Source organism: Nonomuraea sp. NPDC052265, assembly GCF_044547985.1.
In the GTDB taxonomy this organism is placed as follows: domain Bacteria; phylum Actinomycetota; class Actinomycetes; order Streptosporangiales; family Streptosporangiaceae; genus Nonomuraea.
Window position 1 is genome coordinate 38,077 of the sequence record NZ_JBIUBJ010000012.1, and the last position, 21,422, is coordinate 59,498.

The window sequence follows — 21,422 nt, forward strand, 5'->3', positions numbered from 1 at the left end:
TCGGTCTCCTCGGTCGTCAGGAACGGTGGACGGCGATGTCGCCATGGGTGGTGTGGGCGTGGACCTCGACGATCCGCTCAGCGTCGCCGGGGTCGTCGCCGGGGTCGAGGGTGACGTCGACCGTGCCGTACCTGGAGCTGACGTCCAGCCAGGCGGCGGTGCCCTCCCGGACGCCGAGGTCCAGGCCGCCGCCGGTGGTCTCCATGACGACCGTGCCGGAGGACATCTCGTGGATCTGCACACCGGCGTACGCGGTCTTGGCGACGACGCCGGCCAGCGGGCGGTCCACGGTGATGTCGCCGTGGGCGCTGTTGAGCCGCAGCTCGCCGGTCACCTCGCCGATGCGCACCTCGCCGTGGGCGGTCTTGACCGCGGCGGTGCCGTCGATCTCGCCGACGCGGATGTCGCCGTGGTTCGTGGTGACCTCGGCGTGCCCTCGGGCGCGGGTGACGGAGATGTTGCCGTGCGCGCTCTTCAGGCGCAGCCGGCCGGCCTCCTCGACGCGGATGTCGCCGTACGTGGTGGTGACCGTCACCTCGCCGAGCGGGCCGCGGCAGGAGACGCTCCCGGGTGTCCTGGCGTCGAGGCGGGACCCGGCCGGCAGCTCGATCGTCACGTCCACCGAGCCCGTGCCGAGCAGCAGCGAACGCGCCCAGTCGGCGGGCGACTCGACGAGCTTGCCGAGCGAGAGCCCCCAGCCCAGGACCGGCGCGGCCTGCTCCTTGTCGGCGGCCACCGTGAGCCTGCCGTCGGCGTGATGGACCTGGACGTGCCGGGCCGCCTGCACGTCGGCGTCGTTGTACTCGTCGCTCGGGCGGACCTCGACCACGGTGTCGGCGCGGTCGCCCGCGACGACGCGGACGGCGGCGGTCCCGAGGTCGAGGAGGACGACGATGGGTCGGGGCGTGTCGAAGGCCGGCATTCCGGTCTCCCTGTCGTCGGTCGGCATGGTCATCAGCGCACCCAGCCGCTGTAGCGGTTGCCGCTCTGCCGGTCCGGGCGCCGGGTGGCGCGGCGGGCGGCGTCGCCGGGGTCGAGGGCCGCCGAGACGGCGCGGACCAGCCAGGCGTTGACGGACAGCCCGTCGCGCGCGGCCGCCTCCTCGATGCGCGGCTTGAGCGCCTCGGGGACCCGGAGCGAGATCCGGGACGTGCCGCCCTCGTCGGCGTCGGGAGACGGCGGGGCGGGCGGCGGTGGAGGCGGCGGCGGCGCGGGCGGCGTGGTCACGCCCGCGACGGGTTCGCCGTCCTCCGGGAACGGGCGGGCGGCAGGCGGTGGCGTCACGACGAAGGCGGGGTCGCGCCCGCGCAGGCGCACCTCGACCGAGCCGGGCGCGAGGTCCTGGGTGATCTCGTCCGCGGCGGCCGACAGGGCCTCCAGCAGGGCGAGCCGGGCGGCCGACGCCAACGTCGCGGCGAGGCGTTCGGTCAGCGCACGAGCTTCCTCGCCGCCCGTGCCGGCGGCGAGCATGAGCTCGCGCCGGAGTTGGTCCACATACGGGGCAAGGTCCATGACGCCATCATGACACGCGAAGTGACGCCATCGCAATCCGTGATGACGTCACTATGGCGTCACATGACGCATCAGGCGGGCGGCGGGCCGGACAGCGCGGTGACGACGCGGTGCCGCAGCAGCTCGTACTCCTCGCGGCACCGGCGCGGCGCGTCCGGGGGGCGCTGCTGGACCTGGGGGTTCACGACGACTTCGCCCGGGTGGAACTGGTCGGCGGTGAAGTCGATCTCGGTGCCGTCGGGCAGGCGGTTCCAGTAGTGATGCCCGACCTTGACGCCGTCGGCGTGCACCTCGGCCAGGATCAGGTCTCCCCCGAGCAGGTCGTGGACCACCAGGGCCGTTATCCCGCACTGCCCTCTGGCGGGGTTGCCGGGCCGCCATTCCTCCCGCGCCGCGGTGTCGCAGGTGTCGGGCCCCCACGCGGCCCGCAACGTGGGTCGCAACAGTTCCAATATCAGCATCGGGGAAGTGTCGCAGGCGGGCCCGACAATTTGCCGCTCCCCGGCGGCCCCCCGATCGGGAAGGACGCCGGTTCCCGAAGCGGGGAACCGGGCGGCCTTCCCGGGGGTCCAAGTCAAGGGCGACGTTCCGCGCCGGCGTCGGGCGCCCGGGACGACCGTCGTGCGTCCCGGCGGCGCAGACGGACCGGCCGACGCCGCGGGTGGCCCTTCCCACCCTGCGGCGCGAGCTGGACGCCGCCCCCTCCAGCCCTCACCCCCTCAGGCGAGGGTGTCGTCGAGCACCTTGTCGAGGAAGGCGTCCAGGTTGGCCGCGGCGCGGGCGACGCGTTCGGGGACGGTCAGCGACTCGAACCGGACGCCCAGCTCGGTCTGCTTCAGCTCCCGCACGTACAGGGAGCAGGCCAGGTCGGAGCACATATATGCGCCTACCGTGTTCCCCTGCCGCCCCGCCGCGCCGACCCGGGGCGCGGTGAACAGCGCGACCCCGGTCCCGGCGTGCGGGGTCACGCAGACCGAGCACAGCGTGCTCTTGGTGAAGCTCCTGCGCACCTCCTGGCCGAGCCGCAGCGCGACGCCGACCGGCGCGCCGCCGCGTTCGGCCACGAGGTACGCGCGCTCGGGCGCCCCCGGATCGCGCCACCCCAGGAAGTCGAGGTCGGGCCAGGGCAGCTCGGGCAGCCCCCGGGGGACGGTGAGCCTGCGGGTCTCGCCCTTGGAGCAGTTGACGAAGGACGAGCGGATCACGTTCTCGGTGACGGGGTTCATGACGTGCCTGCTTTCGAGGACGGGAGGAACAGGGCGGGCAGGAGGCAGAGGACGACGCCCGCCGCCACGAACGGGACGTTGACCAGGAACACCCACCGCCACGACAACGTCTCCAGCAGCACGCCGCCGACGACCGGCCCGAGGACGGGCGCGAACACGGCGGGTACGGCCATCAGCGCCATCATCCGGCCGAGCCGGTCGCGCCCGGCCAGCTCGGCGATGATGATCCGGCTGAGCGGGAACAACATGCCCGCCCCGGCCCCCTGCACGACGCGGAAGGCGACGAGGCTGCCGAGCGACCAGGCCGACCCGCACAGGATCGAGCCGGCCAGGAACACCGCGAGCGAGACGGTCCAGGCCGTTCCCGCGCCGAACCGCTGGGCCGCCCACCCGGTCGCCGGGATGACCGCGGCCAGGGCGAGCAGGTAGGCGGTCGTCACCCATTGGGTGGCCGCCAGGTCGGCGGAGAGCGCGCGGGCCAGGGTGTGCGTGGCGACGCCGACGACGGTGCCGTCGAGCAACGCGGTGAACGCGCCGAGGGTGAGCACCCCGGCGACCGTCAGCAGCCGCCGGTCGAGGCCGGGTGGGGGCGCGGTCGCGCGGGAGGTCGTGTCGGTCATGGGGACACCTGCCAATGTCCGAGGGCGCTGTCGAGCGCGTCGATGATCGCCTCCCACGACTGCCGGACGTCGCGGGCGGCCTGGAAGCCGCCGCGGGCCTCCAGGTTGGTGAAGCCGTGGAAGGTGCTGCGGAGCAGCCGGATGGCGTCGGTGTGGGCCGGCTCGGGCAGCCCGTACGCGGCCACGACCGCGTTGGTGGTGGTGAAGATGCGCTGGACGTCGGCGCACCCGGCGACGATCTCGGGGTCGAGCCGGAGCTGGGTGGCCTCGTACAGGCCCGGGTGGGTCAGGGCGAAGTCGCGGTAGGCGGCGGCGAAGGCGGCCAGCGCGTCCTTGCCCGCCTTGCCGGCGACCGCCGTGGTCAGGGCGTCGGCCTGGATGCGGGCGGCGCGCAGCGCCACCCGTACGCGCAGGTCCTGGAGGTTCCTGACGTGGGAGTAGAGGCTGGCGTCCGCGACGCCGAAGCGGCGCGCCAGCGCCGAGACCGTCAGATTGTCGAACCCGGCCTCGTCGGCCAGCTCCCCGGCCGCCTCCGTCACGCGGTCCGCCGTCAGACCTGCCCGAGCCATCATGATCCACCTCCGCAGTGTCAAACCTAACCTTCCTAGGTTTTATCCTAGGAGTCCTAGGTTTCGCAAATCAGGAAAACTTGGGATCAGGTTGGAACGTGGCTGGAGCTGCCGTTCGTAACGTGGCGGACATGAGAGTGCTCGTCGATCTGAACCGCTGCCTGAGCTACGGCCAGTGCGTGTTCGCGGCGCCGGCGGTCTTCCGCTTCCACGGCGCCGAGTCCCTCGAGTACGACTACGCCCCCGCCGACGCGATGCGCGAACAGGTACGGGAGGCCGCCGCCGCCTGCCCGGTGCAGGCGATCGCCTACTCGCCGGACGACCATGCGTAGCGCGGTGATCGTCGGCGCCTCGCTGGCCGGGCTGCGGGCCGCCGAGACGCTGCGGGCCGAGGGCTTCACCGGGGAGCTGACCCTGATCGGCGACGAGCCGTACGAGCCCTACGACCGGCCGCCGCTGTCCAAGCAGGTGCTGGCCGGACGCGCCTCGCCCGCGCGCACCGCGCTCGTCATGGCAGAGGACCTGCGGGCGCGCTGGCTGCTCGGCGAGCCCGCCACCGGCTTGGACCTGCGCACCCGCCAGGTACGCCTGGCCGGCGGGCGCGAGATCGGCTTCGACCGGGTGCTGATCGCCACCGGCACCCGGGCGCGGCCCTGGCCGGACCCCGCCGAGGCGGCCCTGAGCGGCGTGTTCACGCTGCGCGGGCGCGACGACGCGGCGAGTCTGCGGGCCGCGCTCGCCGCCGGGCCGAGCCGGGTGCTGGTCATCGGCGGCGGGTTCACCGGCTCGGAGATCGCCTCCGTCTGCCGCGAGATGGGCCTGGCCGTGACGGTCGCCGAACGCGGCCCGGCCCCGCTGTCCGGCGCCCTGGGCGCGGCGGCCGGGAGCGTGGCCGCCCAGCTGCACCGCGGGCACGGCGTGGACCTGCGGGTGAACACCACGGTGATGGCGCTGGAGGGCGACGCGGACGGCCGGCTGCGCGCGGCCCACCTGTCCGACGGCGACGTCCTGCCCGTCGAGATCGCGGTGGTGGCGCTCGGGGCCGTCCGCAACACCGAATGGCTGGCCGGGTCGCGCCTGGCGGCCGACGCGCGCGGGGTGGTGTGCGACGCCGCCTGCCGGGCCTTCGACGCCGACGCGATCGTCACCTCCGACGTGTTCGTGGCCGGCGACGTGGCACGCTGGCCGCACCCGCACTACGACGGCCTGCTGCTGGCCGTGGAGCACTGGGACAACGCGGTGCGCCAGGCGGCCACCGCCGCGCACAACATGGTCGCCGACCGGCCGCGCCCGCACCGGGGGCTGCCGGCGTTCTGGTCCTACCAGTTCGGCGTCAGCATCAAGTCCGTCGGGCTGCCGACGATCGCCGACGAGGTGGTGGTCACGCAGGGTTCGGTGGCCGAGCGCCGCTTCGTGGCCTGTTTCGGCCGCCAGGGCCGGTGCGTGGCGGCGGTCGCGGTGGACGCGCCGCGCGCGCTGCCCGCCTACGCCGACCTCATCGAGGCGGCCGCGCCCTTCCCGCCCGACCTGCGGGCCGCCGACGGGCCGCGCACGCTGCTCCCGGTGCCCGCCGGCCTGGCCGTGGACGGCCAGTCCACCCACAGCCCGACGGCCGCGGTGACCGGGCAGGGCCCGACCGCGCGCGAGGTGCCGCGCGAGCGCGACCCCCGCTCGCCGCTGACCGCGCCGCCGCTGGAATGAGAGCCGGAGGACGACCATGGCCCACCAGGTGACGCAGAGCCTGTTCGCGCAGGTCCTGGACGAGGCGAGCCGCCCGGACCCGTACCCGCTGTACGCCCGGCTGCGCGAGACGCCCGTCGCCCGCCAGGGGGACGACCTGTACGCGGTGAGCACGTACGCCGAGATCGTCTCGCTGCTGCACGACCCGCGGATCAGCTCCGACGAGCGCAAGAGCAGGAGCGGCTCCGGCTCGTTCGGCGCCTCCGGCAGGCTGATGGCCGGACAGAACACCCAGGACGGGCAGGACTCGCGGAAACCGGCGTTCATCTTCCTCGATCCGCCCGACCACGACCGGCTGCGGCGGATCGTCATGCGGCACTTCACCCCCGAGCGGATCAACCGGCTCGGTGAGCACGTGGTGTCGCTGGTGGCCGAGCTGCTCGACCGGCGCGCCGGCCAGGACTCCATGGACGTGGTGGACGACCTGGCCTACCCGCTGCCGGTCACGGTGATCTGCGAGCTGCTCGGCGTGCCCAAGGAGGACGAGCCGCGCTTCCACGGCTGGGCCTCGGCGCTGGCCCGTACGCTGGACCCGCCCGAGGGGTTGTCGGAGGAGGAGGTGCGGCAGGCCGAGGCCGCCGCGCCGGAGCTGCGCGCGTACCTGGTCGATCTGGCCGCCGAGCGGCACGCCCGCCCGTCGGAGGACCTGCTGTCGGCGCTGCTCACCGACGGCGAGGCCGAGCGCATGGACCCCCAGGAGATCATCGCGACGATGGCCCTGCTGCTCATCGCCGGTCACGAGACGACCGTCAACCTGATCACCAACGGCATGCTGACGTTCCTGCGCAACCCGGAGGCGCTGGCGCGGCTGCGCGCCGACCCCGGCCTGATCGTGCCGGCCGTCGAGGAGGTGCTGCGCTACGACCCGCCGGTGCAGTTCCGCACCCGCACGACGCTGGCCGACATCGAGATCGCCGGGGTCACCATCCCGCAGGGCGCGGACGTGGCTCTGCTGCTGGCCTCGGGCAGCCGTGACCAGGCCCGCTTCCCCGGCGCCGACCGCTTCGACCCGGCGCGCCGGGACAACCAGCACCTGGGGTTCGGCGGGGGCGTCCACTACTGCGTGGGTGCGCCGCTGGCCCGGATCGAGGCGCGGGCCGCGCTGGGCGCGCTGGTGAGCAGGCTGGTCGGGCCGGAGCTGGCCGCCGACCCGCCGCCGTACCGGCACAGCGCGTCGCTGCGCGGGCCCGCGCATCTGACGGTGGGCTTCGACCGCCTGCTCTGACCCCCGCGTCTCGACCGACCCTCCGCTCTGACGTCCCTCTTCGGCCTCCCGCTCAGCGCCCGTCGAGGAGGCGGGCCAGGGCGTCCAGGGTCTCCTGCCGGGTGCCCGGGGGCGGGGAGACGCGCAGCACCGGCTCACGCAGGTCGAGCGGGGCGCGGGCGACCGGCGCGACCCCCACCAGCAGGCCGGCCTCGGCCGCCGCCGCGCCGGTCCTGGTGGCGTCGCCGCCGTCGGGCGGGCGGAGGGTGACGACGGCCGTCGGCTCGTCGTACGGCTCCACCACCCGCCAGCCGCCCCTGCCGTCGAGCGTGCGCCGGGTTGCCGCGCCCAGCTCGGCGAGGTGGGCGCGGACCGCGTCCGGCCCCAGGGCGTGGTGCTCCAGGACGGCGACGCCGAGGCCGACCCGCGCCGCGACCGCCGACTCGGCGCTCTCGTAGCGCGCGGCCCCGGGCAGCGGCCCGGTGCGCGGCGGGTCGTCCAGCCACACGTGGCCGCCGAGCGTGGGGGCCGCCGCGTCCATGTCGTCGGTGAGGCCGGGCACGATCAGGAAGCCGACGCCGCGCGGCCCGGCCAGCCACTTGCGCGAGGTGCCGACGTAGGCGGCGGCCGTCGCGCCGGTGACGTCCAGGTGGCCGAGCGACTGGCACACGTCCAGGACCAGGGGCACGCCGGCCTCCCGGCACAGGCGGCCGATCTCCCGGACCGGCTGCGCGGTCCCCCGGTGGGAGGGCAGGTGCGGGAGGGTGACCAGGTCCAGGCCGCGGCGCAGGGCGGCGGACAGGGCGTCGAGGTCGAGGCGGGCGTCGTCGTCGGCGGGCAGCTCGGCGAGGGTCCAGCCGCGCTCGGCGGCCAGGCGGCGCAGCAGCATGAGCGTGCTGCCGTACTCCGACCGGGTGAAGCCGACCCGGGCGCCCGGCGGCAGGCGCCAGCCGCCGAGCAGCGCCGCCATCGCGGCCGTGCCGCTCTCCAGGAAGGCGACGTCGGCCGCGTCCGCGCCGGTCAGGGCGGCCAGTGCCGACCTGGGCGCGGTGAGGCCGGGCGCGGCGGCGTACCCGCCGTGCTCGCGTTCCCGCCGCAGGTGCTCGACCGTGGCGGCCAGCACGCGGTCGCTGGGCACGTTGCAGCCGGCCGCGTCCAGGTGGCCGGGCGGTCCGGCCGAGCGCGCGGCCCGCCAGCGTTCGGCGATCACGCCCCGGCCAGCAGCAGCCCGAAGTCGCCGTCGGGGTCGGTCCACGAGCGCAGGACGGTGAACCCGGCCGCGGCCAGCTCCTCCCCCAGCGGCTCCAGCCGGAACTTGGCGCTGATCTCGGTCCGCATCTCCTCCCCCGCGGCGAAGGCGACGGTCAGCCCGAGCGCGCCGACCGGCACCCGCATGTCCCGGGTGGCCCGCAGCCGCATCTCGATCCACTCGTTGCGCTGGTCGTACAGGGCGACGTGCTCGAACGCCTCCGGCTCGAACCCGGCCGCCAGCTCCCGGTTCACCACGCGCAGGACGTTCCTGTTGAACGCGGCCGTCACCCCGGCGGCGTCGTCGTAGGCCGCGACCAGCCGCCCGGTGTCCTTGACCAGGTCTGCGCCGAGCAGGAACGTGTCGCCGGGCCGCAGGGTGCCGCGCACCTCCTTCAGGAACAGCTCGCGGGCGGCCGGTTCGAGGTTGCCGATCGTGCCGCCGAGGAAGGCCACCATGTGCCTGCCCGATCGCGGCAGCAGCCGAAGGTGCCGCTCGAAGTCGGCACACACCGGCCGCACCTCCAGCCCGGGGTGGCGCCCGCCCAGCCGGCGCGCCGCCGCCTCCAGGGTGACGGCGTCCACGTCCACCGGCGTGTACGCGCGCAGCGTGCCCGCCCCGGTGAGCGCGTCCAGCAGGATCACGGTCTTCTCGCTCGTGCCCGACCCCAGCTCGACCAGCGTGTCCGCGCCACAGGCCGCGGCGATCTCGGCCGCCCGCGTGCGCAGGATCGTCAGCTCGCGGCGGGTCGGGTAGTACTCGGGCAACCGGGTGATGCGGGAGAACAGGTCGCTGCCCGCCTCGTCGTAGAACCACTTGGGCGGCAGCCACTTCGGCGTGGCCGTCAACCCGGTCCTGACGTCGTGTTCGAGCGACTGCCGCAGGTAGCCGGGGTCAAGATGGTTGATCACACGGACGGTCGGCTGGATGACGGGCACGGGATCCTCCTTCAGAAGGTCACAACGGCTGGACGCGTACGTCGTCCGGCGTGGCGGTCAGCAGGCTGCGATCGGGCACCGCCTGCCAGCCCGGCCGGTCGTCCAGCGGCTCGCTGGCCACGTACACGCCGTCCTGGTCGGCGTGGAAGAAGAGGGTGTCGCCCCAGACGGTCGCGGCGAGCGCCGTGCCGTCGCAGGCGAGCAGGTTCAGGCGGGCGGCGGGGTCCTTGTCCCCCGCGCGCACGACGACGTCGGCCAGCGCCGCGGCCAGGCCGAGTCCCGCCCGTCCGCGGGCGAACACGGCGGCGGCCAGCCAGGCCGCGTCGCAGGGGCTCTCGGGCAGGTCGTCGGCCAGGTCCATGACCGCGTCGCGCTCGACCCGGCCGTTGTGGCTGAGCAGCCAGCCGCCCCCGGCGAACGGCGCGGTGGCGCTCTCCTCGACCGGCATGCCGGTCGTGGCGCACCGCACGGCCGCCAGCAGGCAGCGGGAGCGGGCGATCTCGGCGAGCGCGGGCAGGTTGGCGTCGGCCCAGATGGGGATCGCGCGGCGGTAGCGCACGGGCTCGGGCCTGGCGGGGTCGTACCAGGCCATGCCGTAGCCGTCGGCGTTGACCGTGCCGTGGCGCTGCCGCCGGGGCGCGTACGACTGGGCGAGCAGGCCGTGCGCCGGCTCGTGGATCAGCGTGGTCAGCGCGCGCGGGGCGCCCAGCCAGGCGGCGTGCCGGCACATCTAGGCCCGCTCGGCGTCGCGGGCGCAGCGGAAGCCGGTGAAGATCTGCCGTCTGATCGGGTAGTCCCAGTTCCGGAACGTCGTCCGCACCGCCGCCGGGTCGGCCGCCCACGAGCCGCCGCGCAGCACCCGGTAATCCTGCCCGAAGAAGACCTCGCTGTACTCCTTGTACGGGAAGCTGCGGAACCCGGGATAGGGCCGGAACCACGACCCGGTCCACTCCCACACGTCGCCCACCATCTGCTCGGCCCCGTACGCGCTCGCCCCGGCGGGGTAGGCGCCCAGCGGGGCCGGCCGGGCCGCCCGGTGACCGAGGTTGGCCAGGTCCGGACGGGGATCCTCGTCGCCCCACGGGTACTTGCGGGCCCGCCCGGCCTCCGGGTCCCAACCGCAGGCCTTCTCCCACTCGGCCTCGGTCGGCAGCCGCCGCCCCGCCCAGCGGGCGTAGGCGTCGGCCTCGTACCAGCTCACGTGCTGGACCGGCTCGTCCATCGGGACCGGCTCGGCGCGGCCGAAACGGGTGCGCCACCAGGTGCCGCCCTCGCGGGTCCAGAACAGCGGCGCGGCGGCTCCGCTCTCCTGCCGCCAGCGCCAGCCGTCCGGGCGCCACCAGCGCGGGTCGTCGTAGCCGCCGGACTCGACGAACGCGACGTAGGCGGCGTTGCCGACCGGCAGCCGGTCGATCCAGTAGGCGGGCAGGTCCACCCGGTGGGCGGGGCGCTCGTTGTCGTAGGCCCAGGGCAGGGTGCCGGTGCCCATCTGGAAGGGGCCGGCCGGGACGTACACCTCGTCGGGGCCGGTGCCGCGGCCCGGCGGCAGGTCGCCGTCGCGGACCAGACCGGGCTGCCGGGAGAGCTGCCAGGTCGCCAGCATCGTCTCGTCGTGCTGGTGCTCGTGCTGGATGACCAGGCCGAACACGAACCCGTCGCGGTGCAGCGGCGCGGCCGCCTCCAGGTCGATCGCGTCCAGGACGTCGAGCACCCGGCCGCGGACGCCGCCGATGTACTTCCTGGCCTCGTCGGGGCCGAGGATCGGCAGGGTGGGACGGTCCTTGCGGGGGTGTTTGAAGGCGTCGTAGATGTCGTCGATCTCGGGGCGCAGCGGCGTGATCCCGGCGGCCTCGCGCAGCACCCACAGCTCCTCGTAGTTGCCGACGTGCGCGAGGTCCCACACCAGCGGCGACATCAGCGGGGAGTGCTGGCGCAGCAGCAGGCCGTCCTCGGCCTCGGTGTAGGTCAGCGAACGGTCGCGCACCGCGGTCAGCTCGGCGGCGATGCGTTCCTTGATGTCGTTCATGCCCGTCCTTCTCCGCTCAGCCAGGCCGGCAGCCGCCGTACCGGGTCGGTCATCAGGTCCATCAGGTCGGCCGCCGGGGAGCGGGCGGCGCTCACGTACCGGGCGGCGAAGCCGGACACGCCGGCGACCAGGCCGGGGGGCACGCCGAGCCGGGGCAGCGCCTCGACGGCGGCGCGGAAGGCGGCCTCGGCGGCGCGGGCGAGCCGGGGGTCGGTCAGGCCGCACCTGGCGGCCACGTCCGCCAGGCCGGCGACGGGCTCGGCGGCGGCCAGGGCGGCGTCGGCGGCGCGGTCGTCGGCGATCAGGGCGTGGGTGACCGCGACGCACACCGGCCAGTCGTCGGGGTGCTGGGCGTCGAGGTAGCGGATCTCCAGCCAGCCGCGCGGGCGGACCGGCGGGAAGAGCGTGGTGGCGTGGTAGGCCAGGTCGTCGGGGGTGGGCGGGCGCTCGCCCGCGCCGTCGAGCCAGTCGCGGAAGGTGGAGCCGTCGCCGACCGGGCGGTAGCGGCGCTCGTCCTCGCGGACGAGCATGAGCCGGGCGTCGAGCAGGTACGCCGCCCAGGCCGCCGCCGGGTCGCCGGAGCCGTCGACGGGGGCGGTCCGGGTCGGGTCGAGGTTCTCCCAGACGGCCTGACGGCCCGACATCCAGCCGCAGGGTCGTCCGCGGCTCAGCGGCGAGTTGGCGAAGGCCGCGGTCAGGACCGGCGCGAGCAGCCGGGCGCGCTCCCACCGGGCCGCCGGCCGCTCCCCCAGGTCAACGTTGACCTGGACGGACGCGGTCGAGCACATCATCAGCGGCCCGTACGGGCGGCCCAGGAACTCGGCCATGGCGTCGTAGCGCGGCTGGCGGAGCTGCCGCCGGGCCGGGCGCAGCGGGTCGAGCCCCACCCCGGCCAGCACCAGCCCGTCCCGCCCGAGCGCAGCGCGTACGGCGGCGACGTCGGCGGCCAGCCGCCCGATGGCCTCGGCGGGCGGCCCGGCCGGGCCCGACAGCTCGATCTGGCCGCCCGGCTCGTACGTCACCCGGCTCCCGCCGGTCAGCGCCGGGACGGCCCGCTCGACCCGGTCCATCGGCACCTGCCGCGCCGGGTCCGCCCGGTCGAAGACCAGGAACTCCAGCTCGGCCCCCACCCGGTCGCCCGGGGCCGGGGCGAAGCACCGGCGTGCGAACTCCTCCACCTCCGGCACGCCCCGGAGCGGCCGGCCGGCCGCTTCCGAGGCGCCGGACCCGCCGGCCGCCGGGCCGGTCATCGCGTGGCGCATGTGTCTACAGACCCGCGAGGCCCGCCAGCGTTACATGAAATCTGGCGATCTGTTTAAATTTGCCCCTTTCGCACCCATCTGTGCGGGAGCCGGGCCGTCATCCCCGATGGCGGCGGGCCCTGAAGGCGGACATCAGACGGTCGCGCGTGCCGTCGGACAGCTTGCGCTCCGGCGTGGACTCGCGCAGGGCCCGGACGGTCTCGCGGAACCGGCCGAGCTGCCGCCCGCAGTCGGCGCAGGACGCCACATGCGCCTCGAACCTCTCGCGTTCGGGCTGGTCAAGAGCGTCGTCAAGATAGGCGGTGATGAGTTCCACCAGCTCGTCGCACGTGAACCGCTTCACGACGTTGACCGCCTCACCTCTGAACGTTGAACCGTTTAACCTATTCTGACCGCTTCACGGACTGGTAGTAGCCTTCGAGCCGGTCCCGGACCGTGGCTCTTGCCCGGTGCAGGAGCACTCGTTGGTTGGCGGCCGAGATCTCCAGGATCTCGCAAACCTCCTCGGACGTGCACCCCTCCAGGTCACGCAGGGTGATCACGATCCGCTGCCGGGGCGGCAGCCCGGCCAGCGCCTCCCCGATGAGGCCGCGGGCCTCCGAGGCCAGCACCGCGCCCTCCGGCGTCGGGCCGTGCTCCTTCTGGGCCGGCTCGGCGGGCGGCTCGAACGCGCTCCACGGCAGGGTGCGGCTCTCGCGCAGGCCGCGCTTCTTGGCGGTGTTGACCAGGATGCGGTAGACCCACGTCTTGACCGAGGAGCGCCCCTCGAACCCGTCGATGGCGCCGATGACCGCCAGCCACGTGTCCTGCACGACCTCCTCGGCCGAGTCGTCGGTGGACACGTAGGACCTGGCCGCCCGCAACATCCCCCGCGACCAGGTGTCGAGGAGCGCGGCGAACATCGACTCGTCCCCGGCGCGCAACGCCGCCACGACGACGTCGTCCGGGGGCAGCCCACCGCCCGCGAAAGGCCCCACGATCGTTTCCTCCCGGTCGAGCGTCGGGGACATCATGACATCGGGCCGCGCGTCGTCCACGCCCGGCCGGCCGCCGGGCCCGTGCGGGACTCACGCTCCAGGCTAGCCCTCGCCCCCTCGTACCTGAAGATCGCACACCGGTCCACGCCCGCACGTCGTACGGCGGCACCGACAGGGAACCTTCCCCGGCGGAGGCCGTCCAGCCGCGCGGGACCTGGATCGGCGCAGGTCAGTCGCGGTCGTGGTGGCAGACGGCCTCCAGCATGACGCCGTGCGGGTCGAGCCAGAACGCGGCGTGGTAGGGCGGCGGGTACTCGGGGAACTCCCTGGGCTCGTGCAGCACCTCCGAGCCGAGCTCCACCGCCCGCGCGTACGCCTCGGCCACCGCGGACCGGCTGCGCACCGCGAACGCCAGATGTTGCAGCCCGGTGCGGTGCCGCGAGTAGTCGCCGGGTTCCAGCGAGGGGTAGAGGAACAGGTACGTGCCCGGCTTGTCGTCCGCCGGCATGTAGCCGATCTCCTCCTCGCTGCTGAAGAACTCCTTGAAGCCGAGGTACGGAAGAAGGGCGTCGTAGTATTCCTTGGCCGCCCGCATGTCGGGGACGTTGATGCCGATATGACCGATCATGCAGGGAGTATCGCGGCCTCCGTCCGGCGGCGGCAACGTGCCGGTCCCCGCTGACCGTCGGGCGCCCTCGTCACAGGGCGGCGGGCAGCACCGGCCGGCCGCGCACGCCGGGGTCGGCCGCGAACAGGGCCCCGGCCTCCGGCTGTTCCCGGGGGTCCACCCCGAGCCTCGACGTGGTGACGAACAGCCGGTCGAGGCCGGGGCCGCCGAACGTGACCGCGGTGACCTTGCCGACCGGCAGCCCGACCACGGCGTCGAGCCGCCCGTCGGGGGTGTACCGGTGCACGGCGAACCCCTGCCAGAGCGCCACCCACACCCCGCCCTCGGCGTCGACCGTCAGCCCGTCGGGCGCGCCCTGGCCGGGGTCGATCGTCACGAACGGCCTGCGCCCGGTGAGCCCGCCCACCGGGTCGTGGTCGAGGACGTCCACCCGGCCGGTGGCGGTGTCGGCGTAGTAGGCCAGGCTCTCGTCGGGGCTGAAGTCGAGGCCGTTGGAGACGGTCACGCCGGTGAGCACCGGGCTGAGCGCGCCGTCCGGCCCGGCCACGTAGAGGGAGCCGCCTCCGGGGGTCTCGTCGTAGGGCATGCTGCCGATGTAGAAGCGGCCCTGGGGGTCGCAGCCGCCGTCGTTCATGCGCACGCCTGGGTCGCTCCACGCCTGGCCGAGCGGGCGCAGCGGCGCGTCGAGGTCGTCGGAGTCGGCCAGCAGCAGCTCGCGTTCGCCGGCGACCACGTAGCCGCCGGTCACGCGCGGGCGCAGGGCCGCGGCGACCTTGCCCACGTGCCGCCGCCGCACGCCGCCGGAGTCGTCGAGGGCGAGCACGTCGCCGGCGAGCATGTCCACCCACCGCAGCCCGCCCCAGCGGCCGGACCACACGGGCCCCTCGCCGTGCTCGGCCACCGGCCCGGTGACGGGGTACGCCTTCACGCTCATTCCGGCCTCCTCGCCCCGATCCTAGCGGCGGACGCGATCACCGCTTCTCGCCGGCGGGCACGCGGGCCAGCGGCTCCGGCGCGGCGCGGTGCCGTACGGGCTGGATCTGCGCCACGACGAGGGCGGCGAGCACGACGACCGCGCCGATCACCTGCGCGAGCGTGAGCCGCTGGCCGAGCACCAGCCAGCCGAGCGCGGTGGCGACGACGGGGCTGAGCAGCCCGAGGAAGGTGACCTTGGTGGCCGACAGCTCGCGGATGCCCCGGAACCACAGGGTGTAGGCCAGGGCCGAGCCGATGATCGCGAGGTAGGCGTACCCGGCGAGGTTCGCGCCGGTCAGGTGCGCGGGCGGCGGCCCCTCGACGAGGAACGTGACCGGGGCGAGCAGCAGGCCGCCGGCCGCGAGCTGCCATCCGGTGGTGGCCAGCAGCGGGGCGGGCGACCTCCAGCGCTTGCTGAGCACGACGCCGACCGCCATCACCACCGCGCCGCCCAGCGCGGCGGCCACGCCCAGCAGGTCGAGCCGGGCGTCGGCGCGCAGCACCAGCAGGCTCACCCCGGCCACGCCCGCCGCCGCGGCGAGCGCGACGCGCCAGGTCACCCGCTCCCCCAGCAACCCCGCCGACAACATCGCGACCAGCAGCGGCTGGATGGCGCCGACGGTCGCGGCCACCCCTCCGGGCAGCCGGTACGCGCCCACGAACAACAACGCGAAGAACAACCCGATGTTGAGCGCCCCGAGCACCAGGGCGCGCCACCACCAGCTCCCCTCGGGCAGCCGGCGGGTGATCGCGATCAGGATCAGCCCGGCCGGCAGGGCCCGGATCAACGCGGCCAGCAAGGGGCGGCCGGGCGGCAGCAGCTCGGTCGTGATCAGGTAGGTGGTCCCCCAGATGGCGGGGGTGAGGGCGGTCAGCAGGACGGTTCCCGTTCGATTACTTAGCACTAAGACAAATTAGCCGAACGCCGGACGATCCAGCCAGGTGATTTTCCTCACCGCTAAGACACTTGTAGGCTACGAAGGTGGCTGACCAGGTCGACTACATCCTCAGGCAGTGGCACGCCCAGCGTCCTGACCTGGACGTCTCCCCCATGGCGGTGATCGGGCGGCTGTCCCGGCTGTCCCGGCTGATCGAGGCAGAGCTGGGCCGTACGTTCGCCGAGCACGGGCTCGACCGGGCCTCGTTCGACGTGCTGGCCACGCTGCGGCGCAGCGACCCGCCCCACCGCCTGACCCCCGCCGCCCTGATGCGCGCCTCCATGGTCACCTCGGGGGCCGTCACCCAGCGGCTCGACCGGCTGGAGTCGCGGGGGCTGGTGCGGCGCACGCCCAGCGACTCCGACGGGCGCGGCGTGCACGTGACGCTCACCGCCGAAGGGCTCGCGCTGATCGACCGCGCGCTGCCCGACCACCTGGCGACCGAGCAGAGACTGCTGGCGGCGCTCACCGGACGGCGGCGCGAACAACTGGCCGCCACCCTTCGCGACCTGCTCGAGTCCCTCGGCGACAGCACCGCCTGACACGGGCGGCCCGAGCCCTCGAAGCCGCGTCAGGGCCCGGTCAGGCCCGTGTCGGTTCGCGGGGCCACGATTCTCGGCATGGACACAGCAACGCGGCCCCCGGCCGCCGCCCGGCCGAAGGGCCTGGTCGCCAAGCTCCTCGCGGTCGTGCTCTTCCCGCTCCAGCTGTTCCTGCTGCGGCTTCTCCGTGTACCACTTCTGGGCCCCTTGGACGGTCCTGTCGAAGCTCGTCTTCCTCCACCCCGGCGTCTGGCTCGCCGGGAAGAAGCAGGACATCCGCATCGCGATCACCATGCACCCCGGAACGACGCTCCTGAAGACCGTCGTCGGCATCGTCGCCCTCGCCTCCGGCGCCTACTCGATGTGAGAAGGCGCGCCCGGTCCTGGGCCATGGCACTTCTACGACTGAAACTTGCCGGTCACCGGGAATGCGCTTTCGGTGTGGCGTCGATGAGCGATTCGTGGCAAGTGTAAACATCGTACCGGTCTAGATGCCCTGCTCGCTGTACGGAAAGGCCGCATTCCGGTCTACGGGTTCGGGTAGCGACTAAAGGCTGCATTCCGAAAGGAACGGTACGTGTTCTCACCCGATATGCGAACAAAAGCCGTCATCAACCCCTCCCAGTCGACAGCGCGTCGTCTTGGGCGGACCATGACGCGAGTGGCCGCGCGCGGCTCGCTCTCGACGGCGCTCGTCCTCATCCCGGTCCCGGCGGCACGGGCGGACGACGGCGGGCGCTGCGACCCGCACACCTTCTACAAGATCTATTCCCTCTCGCCGAGGAACTTCTTCATACCCCGCACCCGCTACATCGACGGTCCCGGCGGGACCATCACGGTGACGGTGACGCGGGAATACGAGGTGAGGGCGTTCCGGGAGACGGAGAACGAGCAGCAATTCTCGATCACGACCGGTGATCTGGTCCGCAACCTCCGCAAAATGGGGCTGCCGCACCTCGAAGAGCGGCATATGGTTTTCACCGGCCACGAATACAGCCGGACCATCAGTAAAGGGATGTACGGCAATATGTGGTACCGCGTTTTCGGCTACCGCATCGGCTGGTCGGCTTGGTCGGTACTCGGCACCTGCCGGAACTTCCAGGTCGGTTCGGGGATCGCCAACGTGCCCTCCAGGGTGGAGGGCTGGCGGTACTGGGAGACCAAGCACCCCACCTTCCAGGGACGCATCCTGTCCCTCGACGGCGCGGATCCCGGCGGCGGCAAGGGGTCGTCGGCGGGGGCCGGGACACGTTGGCAGGGGCCGTCGGCGGCGGCGGGGGCACCTTGGGAGGGGCCGTCGGCGGCGGCGGGGGCACCTTGGGAGGGGCCGTCGACGAGCCCTCTGACGAGACAGTCGCTGCCGCGGAAGGCCCCCTCGACCACGCGGACCAAGCCCCGCAGGCGCTGAGCCGCCGCTCCGGCCGCCGGGCCCGCCGGTCGGGCCCAGGCGCCGGGGCGGGCGAGCAGGTAGGGCCCGGGGCGGGCGAGCAGGGCGGCGGCGCGGACGGCGTGTCCGGCGTGCGTCGAGCGGGGGCCGCGCCGGTCAGCCGGTGGCGCCGCCCGTCCTCCTGGTGGCCAGGGCGAACACCAGGGCGACGGCCGCCAGCACCGCGCCGGTCCCGTACGTGAAGGCCGCGCCCGACGGCAGGGTGAGCCCGCCGAGCAGCGTGCCCGCGCCGATCCCCGCGTAGATCGCCGAGGAGTTGAGCGAGACCACCAGCGGCGCCTCCCCAGGGGCGGCGGAGATGAGCCGGTGCTGCTGCGGCGGCGTCTGGCACCAACTGCTCGCACCCCACCCCAGGACCAGCACGCCGACGAGCACGCCGGGCAACATGCCGGGCAGGGCCGCCGCGCCGGCCGCCGCCGTCCAGCCGAGCAGCCCCAGGCTGACGGCCATGACCAGGTACGCGGCCGGGAGCACCCGGTGCGCGCCCCACCGGTCGGTGGCGTACCCGGCGGCCAGGTTGCCGAGGACGGCGCCGAGCCCGTACAGGAAGAGCATGCCCGCCGTCCCGTCCACGCCCACGGCGCGCAGGGCGGGCACGCTGTAGGCGTAGACCGTGTAACTGGCCGCCATCCCGAGCACGGTGAGCGGCAGGATGGCCGTCACCGCCGGCCGCCTCAGCACGTTCAGCCTGGTACGCAGCGGCACCGGCGGCGCGCCCGGCAGGACCGGCATGACGGCGTACACCCCGGCGGCGACCGCCAGGCAGGCCACGGCCACCGCGCCGAGCGCGTACCGCCAGCCGAGCAGTTCGCCGGCCAGGTCGCCGAGCGGCACGCCGAGCGCCGTCGCGACCGTCAGCCCGCCCACCACCACGGCCAGCGCCCGCGCCCGCAGCTCGGGCCGCACCAGAGTGGCCGCCACCGCGCCCGCGCCCGGCGTGTACGCCGCCGCCCCCGCCGCGGCCAGCACCCGGGTGACCACCAGCACGGGGAACGACGGCGCCAGCGCCGACCCCAGGTTGGCCAGCCCCAGCACGACCAGCGCGGCCACCAGCAGGGCCCGCCGCGGGACCCGCGCGGCGACGGTGGCCAGAACGGGCGACAGCACCGCGTACGCCGCGGCGAACACCGTCACCGACTGCCCGGCCGCCCCCTCGGTGACCTCCAGCGACGCGGCCATGTCCGGCAGGAACCCCGCCACCACGAACGCGTCCGTCCCCACCGCGAACGTCCCGAGCGCCAGCACCAGCATCGGGGCGAGCCCCTGGGACTCCGTCTTATTCGGGACATTCAACATCCCGATTCTCCTTCCACGTGTGCGCCCTGAGGGCGGGGGTCGAATTCAGCCGCGAAGGCGTTCGTAATGGCGACGCGCGCGGTCGGGGGCGTTCGCCGGAGCCGCGGCCATGAGGTCGGCGACGGTCTGGGCGGCCAGCTCGCGCCGCCAGGCGAGCTCGGCCCGGCGCATGGCCGCCGCGACCCCGCAGGGCTGGGCGAACTCGCGGGCGGGCGCCTCGGCCCCCGCGCCGCGCTGCCGGATCTCGGTGCACCTGAACACCTCGTCCGGGCCCTCGACCGCGGCCACGACGTCCATGAGCGTGATCCGGGCGGGCGGCCTGGCCAGCCTGAACCCGCCCTGCGCGCCCGGCACCGAGGCCAGGATGCCCGCGCGCACCAGCGCCTGGAGCCGCTTCTTGAGGTAGACGGGCGGCAGCTCGAAGAGCGCCGCCAGCCGTCCGGTGGGCAGCGGGGCCTCGTCCTCCAACCACGCCAGCACCAGGCAGCAGTGGAGCCCCCACTCGACGCCTTCACCCATGCGCATGAAAGGGGATACTACATGTCCCTTTCAGATCAGCCGCGGCGGCCCTGCCCGCCGCGGGATCCGGCCCTGCCTCGCCGGCCGCGCGGCGCCGGCTCGCCGGCGGAGGCCGTCCAGTGGGCGGGGCGGGTCAGGGAGGCGGGCAGCCTCGTGGCGGGGGTGCCCTTGGCGGCGTTGACCTGGGCCTGGGTGAGGAAGACGCAGCCGGTGAGGTCGGCCCCGGACAGGTCGGCGCCCCGCAGGTCGGCGCCGATCAGGTCGGCCAGGCGCAGGTCGGCCCCGCGCAGGTTCGCGCCGATGAGACAGGCGCCCCGCAGGTTGGCCGCGCGCAGGTCGGCGCCCTTGAGGTCGGCGCCGATCAGGTCGGCCCCGCGGTGCTCCCTGCCCCGCCGACCGGCCCTGACCAGCTCGCTCGTACGCAGCAGCAGCGTGTTGACCTCACCCCGGTGGGCGGCCACGTCGAGCCGCTCCAGGACGCCGGGGCTCTCGCGGGTCAGCCGCTCGGTCGCCTCGTACGCCGCCCGCAGCTCGGGGGCGATCTCCGCGGCGGCGTCGAGGGTCACCGCCTCGGCGAGGTACCACAGCAGCTCGTGCAGCTGCCGCATGACCGGGAACACCGCGAACATCTGCCCGGACGTCTCGGGCGCGGCACGCCAGTCGCGGCCCTCGAAGGTGACCTGGGAGACCTTCTGCCCGGCGCCGAAACAGTCGAAGACGGTGCAGCCGGGGAACCCGCGCTGCCGGAGCTGCGCGTGGATGCCGCAGCGGAAGTCGTCGCGCAGGTTGACGCAGGGGCGGCCGGCGTCCTTGGCGACGGCGAAGTCGGCCGAGGCGGCGAACGGCAGGGCGACGCAGCACAGGCCGAAACAGCTCTCGCAGTCGGCCAGCAGGCCGAGCTCGCGCGGGGTCCTCTCGGGCAACGCTCTCCTTGTCACGACGGGGTGTGCCCAGGGTACCGGCGGACTCAGGACCGCACGTACGGCGTGGTCGTGGTCAGCGGGACGAACCCGAGCCCGAGCAGGATCGGCCGGCTCTGGTCGGAGGCGTCGACCTGGAGGTAGTCGTAGCCGCGCTCGGCGGCCCGCCGCGCCCGCCAGGCGATCAGCGCCCGGTAGAGCCCGCGCCCCCGCCAGCCCGGCACCGTGCCGCCGCCCCACAGCCCGGCGAAGCTCGTGCCGGGGGGCAGGTCGAGCCGGGCCGCGCTCACCGGCCGGCCGCCGGCCACCGCCAGGACGGGGACGACGGTGTCGTCGGACAGGCGTTCCAGCAGGTGGTCGCGGAGACGGCGGCTGTCGGCGCCGAAGGCCAGCTCGTGCACCTTCGCCAGCGACTCCACGCCCGCCGCGTCGGTGACCGGCACCAGGCGCACGCCGTCGGGCGGCTCGACCCCGGTGTCGAGGTCGGCGATCCGGGCCACCATCACGGTCTCGGCGGGCTCGGCGGCGAACCCGGCGGCCAGGAGCCGGTCCGCCAGGTCGGCGGGCCGGTCGTGGGCGTACAGCTTCCACTCGAACCCCAGGCCGAGGTCGCCGAAGAAGCGCACCTGCCGGGCGACGGCCGCGTCGGCGCTCTCCTCGTCGAGGCCGGACCACAGGACGCCGTTCCACGCGTGCGGCGGCCCGACCTGGCGGACCACGTCGCCGTCCCGCTCGACCCTGGCGTCCGGCCCGTCGGGGCGCGCCTCCCGCCGCGACTGCCGGTCGAACAGCGCCAGCACCTCATCCTGATCCATTCCGCCGACCCTACCGCCG

The 21,422-nt window shown here is 74.5% G+C and carries 26 protein-coding genes; 6 read left to right on the plus strand and 20 right to left on the minus strand.

All coding sequences use genetic code 11. The features are described from left to right. Positions 1–16: 16 nt before the first annotated feature. The 6 genes from ACIHAD_RS30480 to ACIHAD_RS30505 form a co-directional block, all read right to left on the minus strand. On the minus strand, positions 17–955 hold the full coding sequence (locus ACIHAD_RS30480) for a DUF4097 family beta strand repeat-containing protein (RefSeq protein ID WP_397358089.1): 939 nt from the start codon (positions 953–955) through the stop codon (positions 17–19). Then, complete coding sequence (locus ACIHAD_RS30485) at positions 955–1,512, minus strand: hypothetical protein (RefSeq protein ID WP_397358091.1); 558 nt, start codon at positions 1,510–1,512, stop codon at positions 955–957. The genes ACIHAD_RS30480 and ACIHAD_RS30485 overlap by 1 nt, the downstream gene beginning before the upstream one ends. Positions 1,513–1,583: 71 nt before the next feature. After that, entirely contained in the window at positions 1,584–1,973 is a 390-nt protein-coding gene (locus ACIHAD_RS30490) for a hypothetical protein (protein WP_397358092.1), read from the minus strand. A gap of 258 nt (positions 1,974–2,231) precedes the next feature. After that, positions 2,232–2,738: an FBP domain-containing protein gene (locus ACIHAD_RS30495; RefSeq protein WP_397358094.1), complete on the minus strand. Its 507-nt coding sequence runs from the start codon at positions 2,736–2,738 to the stop codon at positions 2,232–2,234. Next, positions 2,735–3,358, minus strand: a complete 624-nt coding sequence (locus ACIHAD_RS30500; RefSeq protein ID WP_397358095.1) for an MFS transporter — start codon at positions 3,356–3,358, stop codon at positions 2,735–2,737. The genes ACIHAD_RS30495 and ACIHAD_RS30500 overlap by 4 nt, the downstream gene beginning before the upstream one ends. Continuing rightward, the gene (locus tag ACIHAD_RS30505; protein WP_397358337.1) at positions 3,355–3,927 is read right to left on the minus strand and encodes a TetR/AcrR family transcriptional regulator; all 573 of its coding nucleotides are present in this window, start codon (positions 3,925–3,927) and stop codon (positions 3,355–3,357) included. Before ACIHAD_RS30505 ends, ACIHAD_RS30500 begins: the two co-directional genes overlap by 4 nt. Before the next feature lie 131 nt (positions 3,928–4,058). Here ACIHAD_RS30505 and ACIHAD_RS30510 point away from each other — a divergent pair, with 131 nt between their 5' ends. The 3 genes from ACIHAD_RS30510 to ACIHAD_RS30520 are packed head-to-tail and all read left to right on the plus strand — an operon-like array spanning position 4,059 to position 6,892. Then, positions 4,059–4,259 carry a ferredoxin gene (locus ACIHAD_RS30510; RefSeq protein WP_397358096.1) on the plus strand — a complete coding sequence of 67 codons (201 nt, stop codon included), beginning with the start codon at positions 4,059–4,061 and terminating at the stop codon, positions 4,257–4,259. Beyond that, positions 4,252–5,628, plus strand: coding sequence for an NAD(P)/FAD-dependent oxidoreductase (locus ACIHAD_RS30515; protein ID WP_397358097.1), 1,377 nt, complete (start codon positions 4,252–4,254; stop codon positions 5,626–5,628). The genes ACIHAD_RS30510 and ACIHAD_RS30515 overlap by 8 nt, the downstream gene beginning before the upstream one ends. A 16-nt stretch (positions 5,629–5,644) precedes the next feature. Next, on the plus strand, positions 5,645–6,892 hold the full coding sequence (locus ACIHAD_RS30520) for a cytochrome P450 (RefSeq protein ID WP_397358098.1): 1,248 nt from the start codon (positions 5,645–5,647) through the stop codon (positions 6,890–6,892). A gap of 52 nt (positions 6,893–6,944) precedes the next feature. Here ACIHAD_RS30520 and egtE read toward each other — a convergent pair whose 3' ends face one another. The 10 genes from egtE to ACIHAD_RS30570 form a co-directional block, all read right to left on the minus strand. Further along, positions 6,945–8,081, minus strand: coding sequence for an ergothioneine biosynthesis PLP-dependent enzyme EgtE (egtE, locus tag ACIHAD_RS30525; protein WP_397358099.1), 1,137 nt, complete (start codon positions 8,079–8,081; stop codon positions 6,945–6,947). Further along, positions 8,078–9,058 carry an L-histidine N(alpha)-methyltransferase gene (gene egtD / locus ACIHAD_RS30530; protein WP_397358100.1) on the minus strand — a complete coding sequence of 327 codons (981 nt, stop codon included), beginning with the start codon at positions 9,056–9,058 and terminating at the stop codon, positions 8,078–8,080. The genes egtE and egtD overlap by 4 nt, the downstream gene beginning before the upstream one ends. A 19-nt stretch (positions 9,059–9,077) precedes the next feature. After that, positions 9,078–9,788 carry an ergothioneine biosynthesis protein EgtC gene (gene egtC, locus ACIHAD_RS30535; protein ID WP_397358101.1) on the minus strand — a complete coding sequence of 237 codons (711 nt, stop codon included), beginning with the start codon at positions 9,786–9,788 and terminating at the stop codon, positions 9,078–9,080. Beyond that, positions 9,789–11,084, minus strand: coding sequence for an ergothioneine biosynthesis protein EgtB (gene egtB, locus ACIHAD_RS30540; protein WP_397358102.1), 1,296 nt, complete (start codon positions 11,082–11,084; stop codon positions 9,789–9,791). Beyond that, positions 11,081–12,346 (minus strand): ergothioneine biosynthesis glutamate--cysteine ligase EgtA, encoded by a 1,266-nt coding sequence (egtA, locus tag ACIHAD_RS30545; protein ID WP_397358103.1) that lies wholly within the window; start codon positions 12,344–12,346, stop codon positions 11,081–11,083. Before egtA ends, egtB begins: the two co-directional genes overlap by 4 nt. A gap of 97 nt (positions 12,347–12,443) precedes the next feature. Further along, the gene (locus ACIHAD_RS30550) at positions 12,444–12,689 is read right to left on the minus strand and encodes an anti-sigma factor family protein (RefSeq protein ID WP_397358104.1); all 246 of its coding nucleotides are present in this window, start codon (positions 12,687–12,689) and stop codon (positions 12,444–12,446) included. 40 nt (positions 12,690–12,729) lie between these two features. After that, a complete protein-coding gene (locus ACIHAD_RS30555) occupies positions 12,730–13,323 on the minus strand; it encodes an RNA polymerase sigma factor (protein WP_397358105.1) in 594 nt (197 codons plus the stop codon). A 229-nt stretch (positions 13,324–13,552) separates the two neighbouring features. Then, on the minus strand, positions 13,553–13,951 hold the full coding sequence (locus tag ACIHAD_RS30560; protein ID WP_397358106.1) for a VOC family protein: 399 nt from the start codon (positions 13,949–13,951) through the stop codon (positions 13,553–13,555). Between the two features lie 70 nt (positions 13,952–14,021). Beyond that, positions 14,022–14,885, minus strand: a complete 864-nt coding sequence (locus ACIHAD_RS30565) for an SMP-30/gluconolactonase/LRE family protein (RefSeq protein ID WP_397358107.1) — start codon at positions 14,883–14,885, stop codon at positions 14,022–14,024. A gap of 37 nt (positions 14,886–14,922) precedes the next feature. Next, positions 14,923–15,831, minus strand: a complete 909-nt coding sequence (locus tag ACIHAD_RS30570; protein WP_397358108.1) for an EamA family transporter — start codon at positions 15,829–15,831, stop codon at positions 14,923–14,925. A gap of 77 nt (positions 15,832–15,908) precedes the next feature. Here ACIHAD_RS30570 and ACIHAD_RS30575 point away from each other — a divergent pair, with 77 nt between their 5' ends. The 3 genes from ACIHAD_RS30575 (at position 15,909) to ACIHAD_RS30585 (ending at position 17,814) form a co-directional block, all read left to right on the plus strand. Then, positions 15,909–16,406 (plus strand): MarR family winged helix-turn-helix transcriptional regulator, encoded by a 498-nt coding sequence (locus ACIHAD_RS30575; protein ID WP_397358109.1) that lies wholly within the window; start codon positions 15,909–15,911, stop codon positions 16,404–16,406. A 187-nt stretch (positions 16,407–16,593) separates the two neighbouring features. Then, on the plus strand, positions 16,594–16,773 hold the full coding sequence (locus tag ACIHAD_RS30580; protein WP_397358110.1) for a hypothetical protein: 180 nt from the start codon (positions 16,594–16,596) through the stop codon (positions 16,771–16,773). A gap of 210 nt (positions 16,774–16,983) precedes the next feature. Further along, positions 16,984–17,814 (plus strand): hypothetical protein, encoded by an 831-nt coding sequence (locus ACIHAD_RS30585; RefSeq protein WP_397358112.1) that lies wholly within the window; start codon positions 16,984–16,986, stop codon positions 17,812–17,814. A 135-nt stretch (positions 17,815–17,949) separates the two neighbouring features. Here the strand turns inward: ACIHAD_RS30585 and ACIHAD_RS30590 are convergent, their stop codons facing one another. From ACIHAD_RS30590 to ACIHAD_RS30605, 4 genes are read right to left on the minus strand one after another with little or no spacing between them, the layout of a single operon-like run. Further along, complete coding sequence (locus ACIHAD_RS30590; protein ID WP_397358113.1) at positions 17,950–19,149, minus strand: MFS transporter; 1,200 nt, start codon at positions 19,147–19,149, stop codon at positions 17,950–17,952. 45 nt (positions 19,150–19,194) lie between these two features. After that, a complete protein-coding gene (locus ACIHAD_RS30595; RefSeq protein WP_397358114.1) occupies positions 19,195–19,674 on the minus strand; it encodes an RrF2 family transcriptional regulator in 480 nt (159 codons plus the stop codon). 29 nt (positions 19,675–19,703) lie between these two features. Continuing rightward, positions 19,704–20,591 carry a pentapeptide repeat-containing protein gene (locus ACIHAD_RS30600; protein ID WP_397358115.1) on the minus strand — a complete coding sequence of 296 codons (888 nt, stop codon included), beginning with the start codon at positions 20,589–20,591 and terminating at the stop codon, positions 19,704–19,706. A gap of 44 nt (positions 20,592–20,635) precedes the next feature. Beyond that, on the minus strand, positions 20,636–21,403 hold the full coding sequence (locus ACIHAD_RS30605; RefSeq protein ID WP_397358116.1) for a GNAT family N-acetyltransferase: 768 nt from the start codon (positions 21,401–21,403) through the stop codon (positions 20,636–20,638). Positions 21,404–21,422: the final 19 nt, after the last annotated feature.

Excerpts from the sequence above, each read along its gene's own strand:
- ACIHAD_RS30520 (WP_397358098.1), top strand. The coding sequence starts at position 5,645 with ATGGCCCACCAGGTGACGCAGAGCCTGTTCGCGCAGGTCCTGGACGAG.
- ACIHAD_RS30605 (WP_397358116.1), bottom strand. The coding sequence starts at position 21,403 with ATGGATCAGGATGAGGTGCTGGCGCTGTTCGACCGGCAGTCGCGGCGG.
- ACIHAD_RS30565 (WP_397358107.1), bottom strand. The coding sequence starts at position 14,885 with ATGAGCGTGAAGGCGTACCCCGTCACCGGGCCGGTGGCCGAGCACGGC.
- egtB (WP_397358102.1), bottom strand. The coding sequence starts at position 11,084 with ATGAACGACATCAAGGAACGCATCGCCGCCGAGCTGACCGCGGTGCGC.
- ACIHAD_RS30560 (WP_397358106.1), bottom strand. The coding sequence starts at position 13,951 with ATGATCGGTCATATCGGCATCAACGTCCCCGACATGCGGGCGGCCAAG.
- ACIHAD_RS30490 (WP_397358092.1), bottom strand. The coding sequence starts at position 1,973 with ATGCTGATATTGGAACTGTTGCGACCCACGTTGCGGGCCGCGTGGGGG.
- egtC (WP_397358101.1), bottom strand. The coding sequence starts at position 9,788 with ATGTGCCGGCACGCCGCCTGGCTGGGCGCCCCGCGCGCGCTGACCACG.
- ACIHAD_RS30510 (WP_397358096.1), top strand. The coding sequence starts at position 4,059 with ATGAGAGTGCTCGTCGATCTGAACCGCTGCCTGAGCTACGGCCAGTGC.
- ACIHAD_RS30595 (WP_397358114.1), bottom strand. The coding sequence starts at position 19,674 with ATGCGCATGGGTGAAGGCGTCGAGTGGGGGCTCCACTGCTGCCTGGTG.
- ACIHAD_RS30500 (WP_397358095.1), bottom strand. The coding sequence starts at position 3,358 with ATGACCGACACGACCTCCCGCGCGACCGCGCCCCCACCCGGCCTCGAC.
- ACIHAD_RS30485 (WP_397358091.1), bottom strand. The coding sequence starts at position 1,512 with ATGGACCTTGCCCCGTATGTGGACCAACTCCGGCGCGAGCTCATGCTC.
- ACIHAD_RS30505 (WP_397358337.1), bottom strand. The coding sequence starts at position 3,927 with ATGGCTCGGGCAGGTCTGACGGCGGACCGCGTGACGGAGGCGGCCGGG.
- ACIHAD_RS30480 (WP_397358089.1), bottom strand. The coding sequence starts at position 955 with ATGACCATGCCGACCGACGACAGGGAGACCGGAATGCCGGCCTTCGAC.
- ACIHAD_RS30495 (WP_397358094.1), bottom strand. The coding sequence starts at position 2,738 with ATGAACCCCGTCACCGAGAACGTGATCCGCTCGTCCTTCGTCAACTGC.
- ACIHAD_RS30515 (WP_397358097.1), top strand. The coding sequence starts at position 4,252 with ATGCGTAGCGCGGTGATCGTCGGCGCCTCGCTGGCCGGGCTGCGGGCC.
- ACIHAD_RS30590 (WP_397358113.1), bottom strand. The coding sequence starts at position 19,149 with ATGTTGAATGTCCCGAATAAGACGGAGTCCCAGGGGCTCGCCCCGATG.
- egtA (WP_397358103.1), bottom strand. The coding sequence starts at position 12,346 with ATGCGCCACGCGATGACCGGCCCGGCGGCCGGCGGGTCCGGCGCCTCG.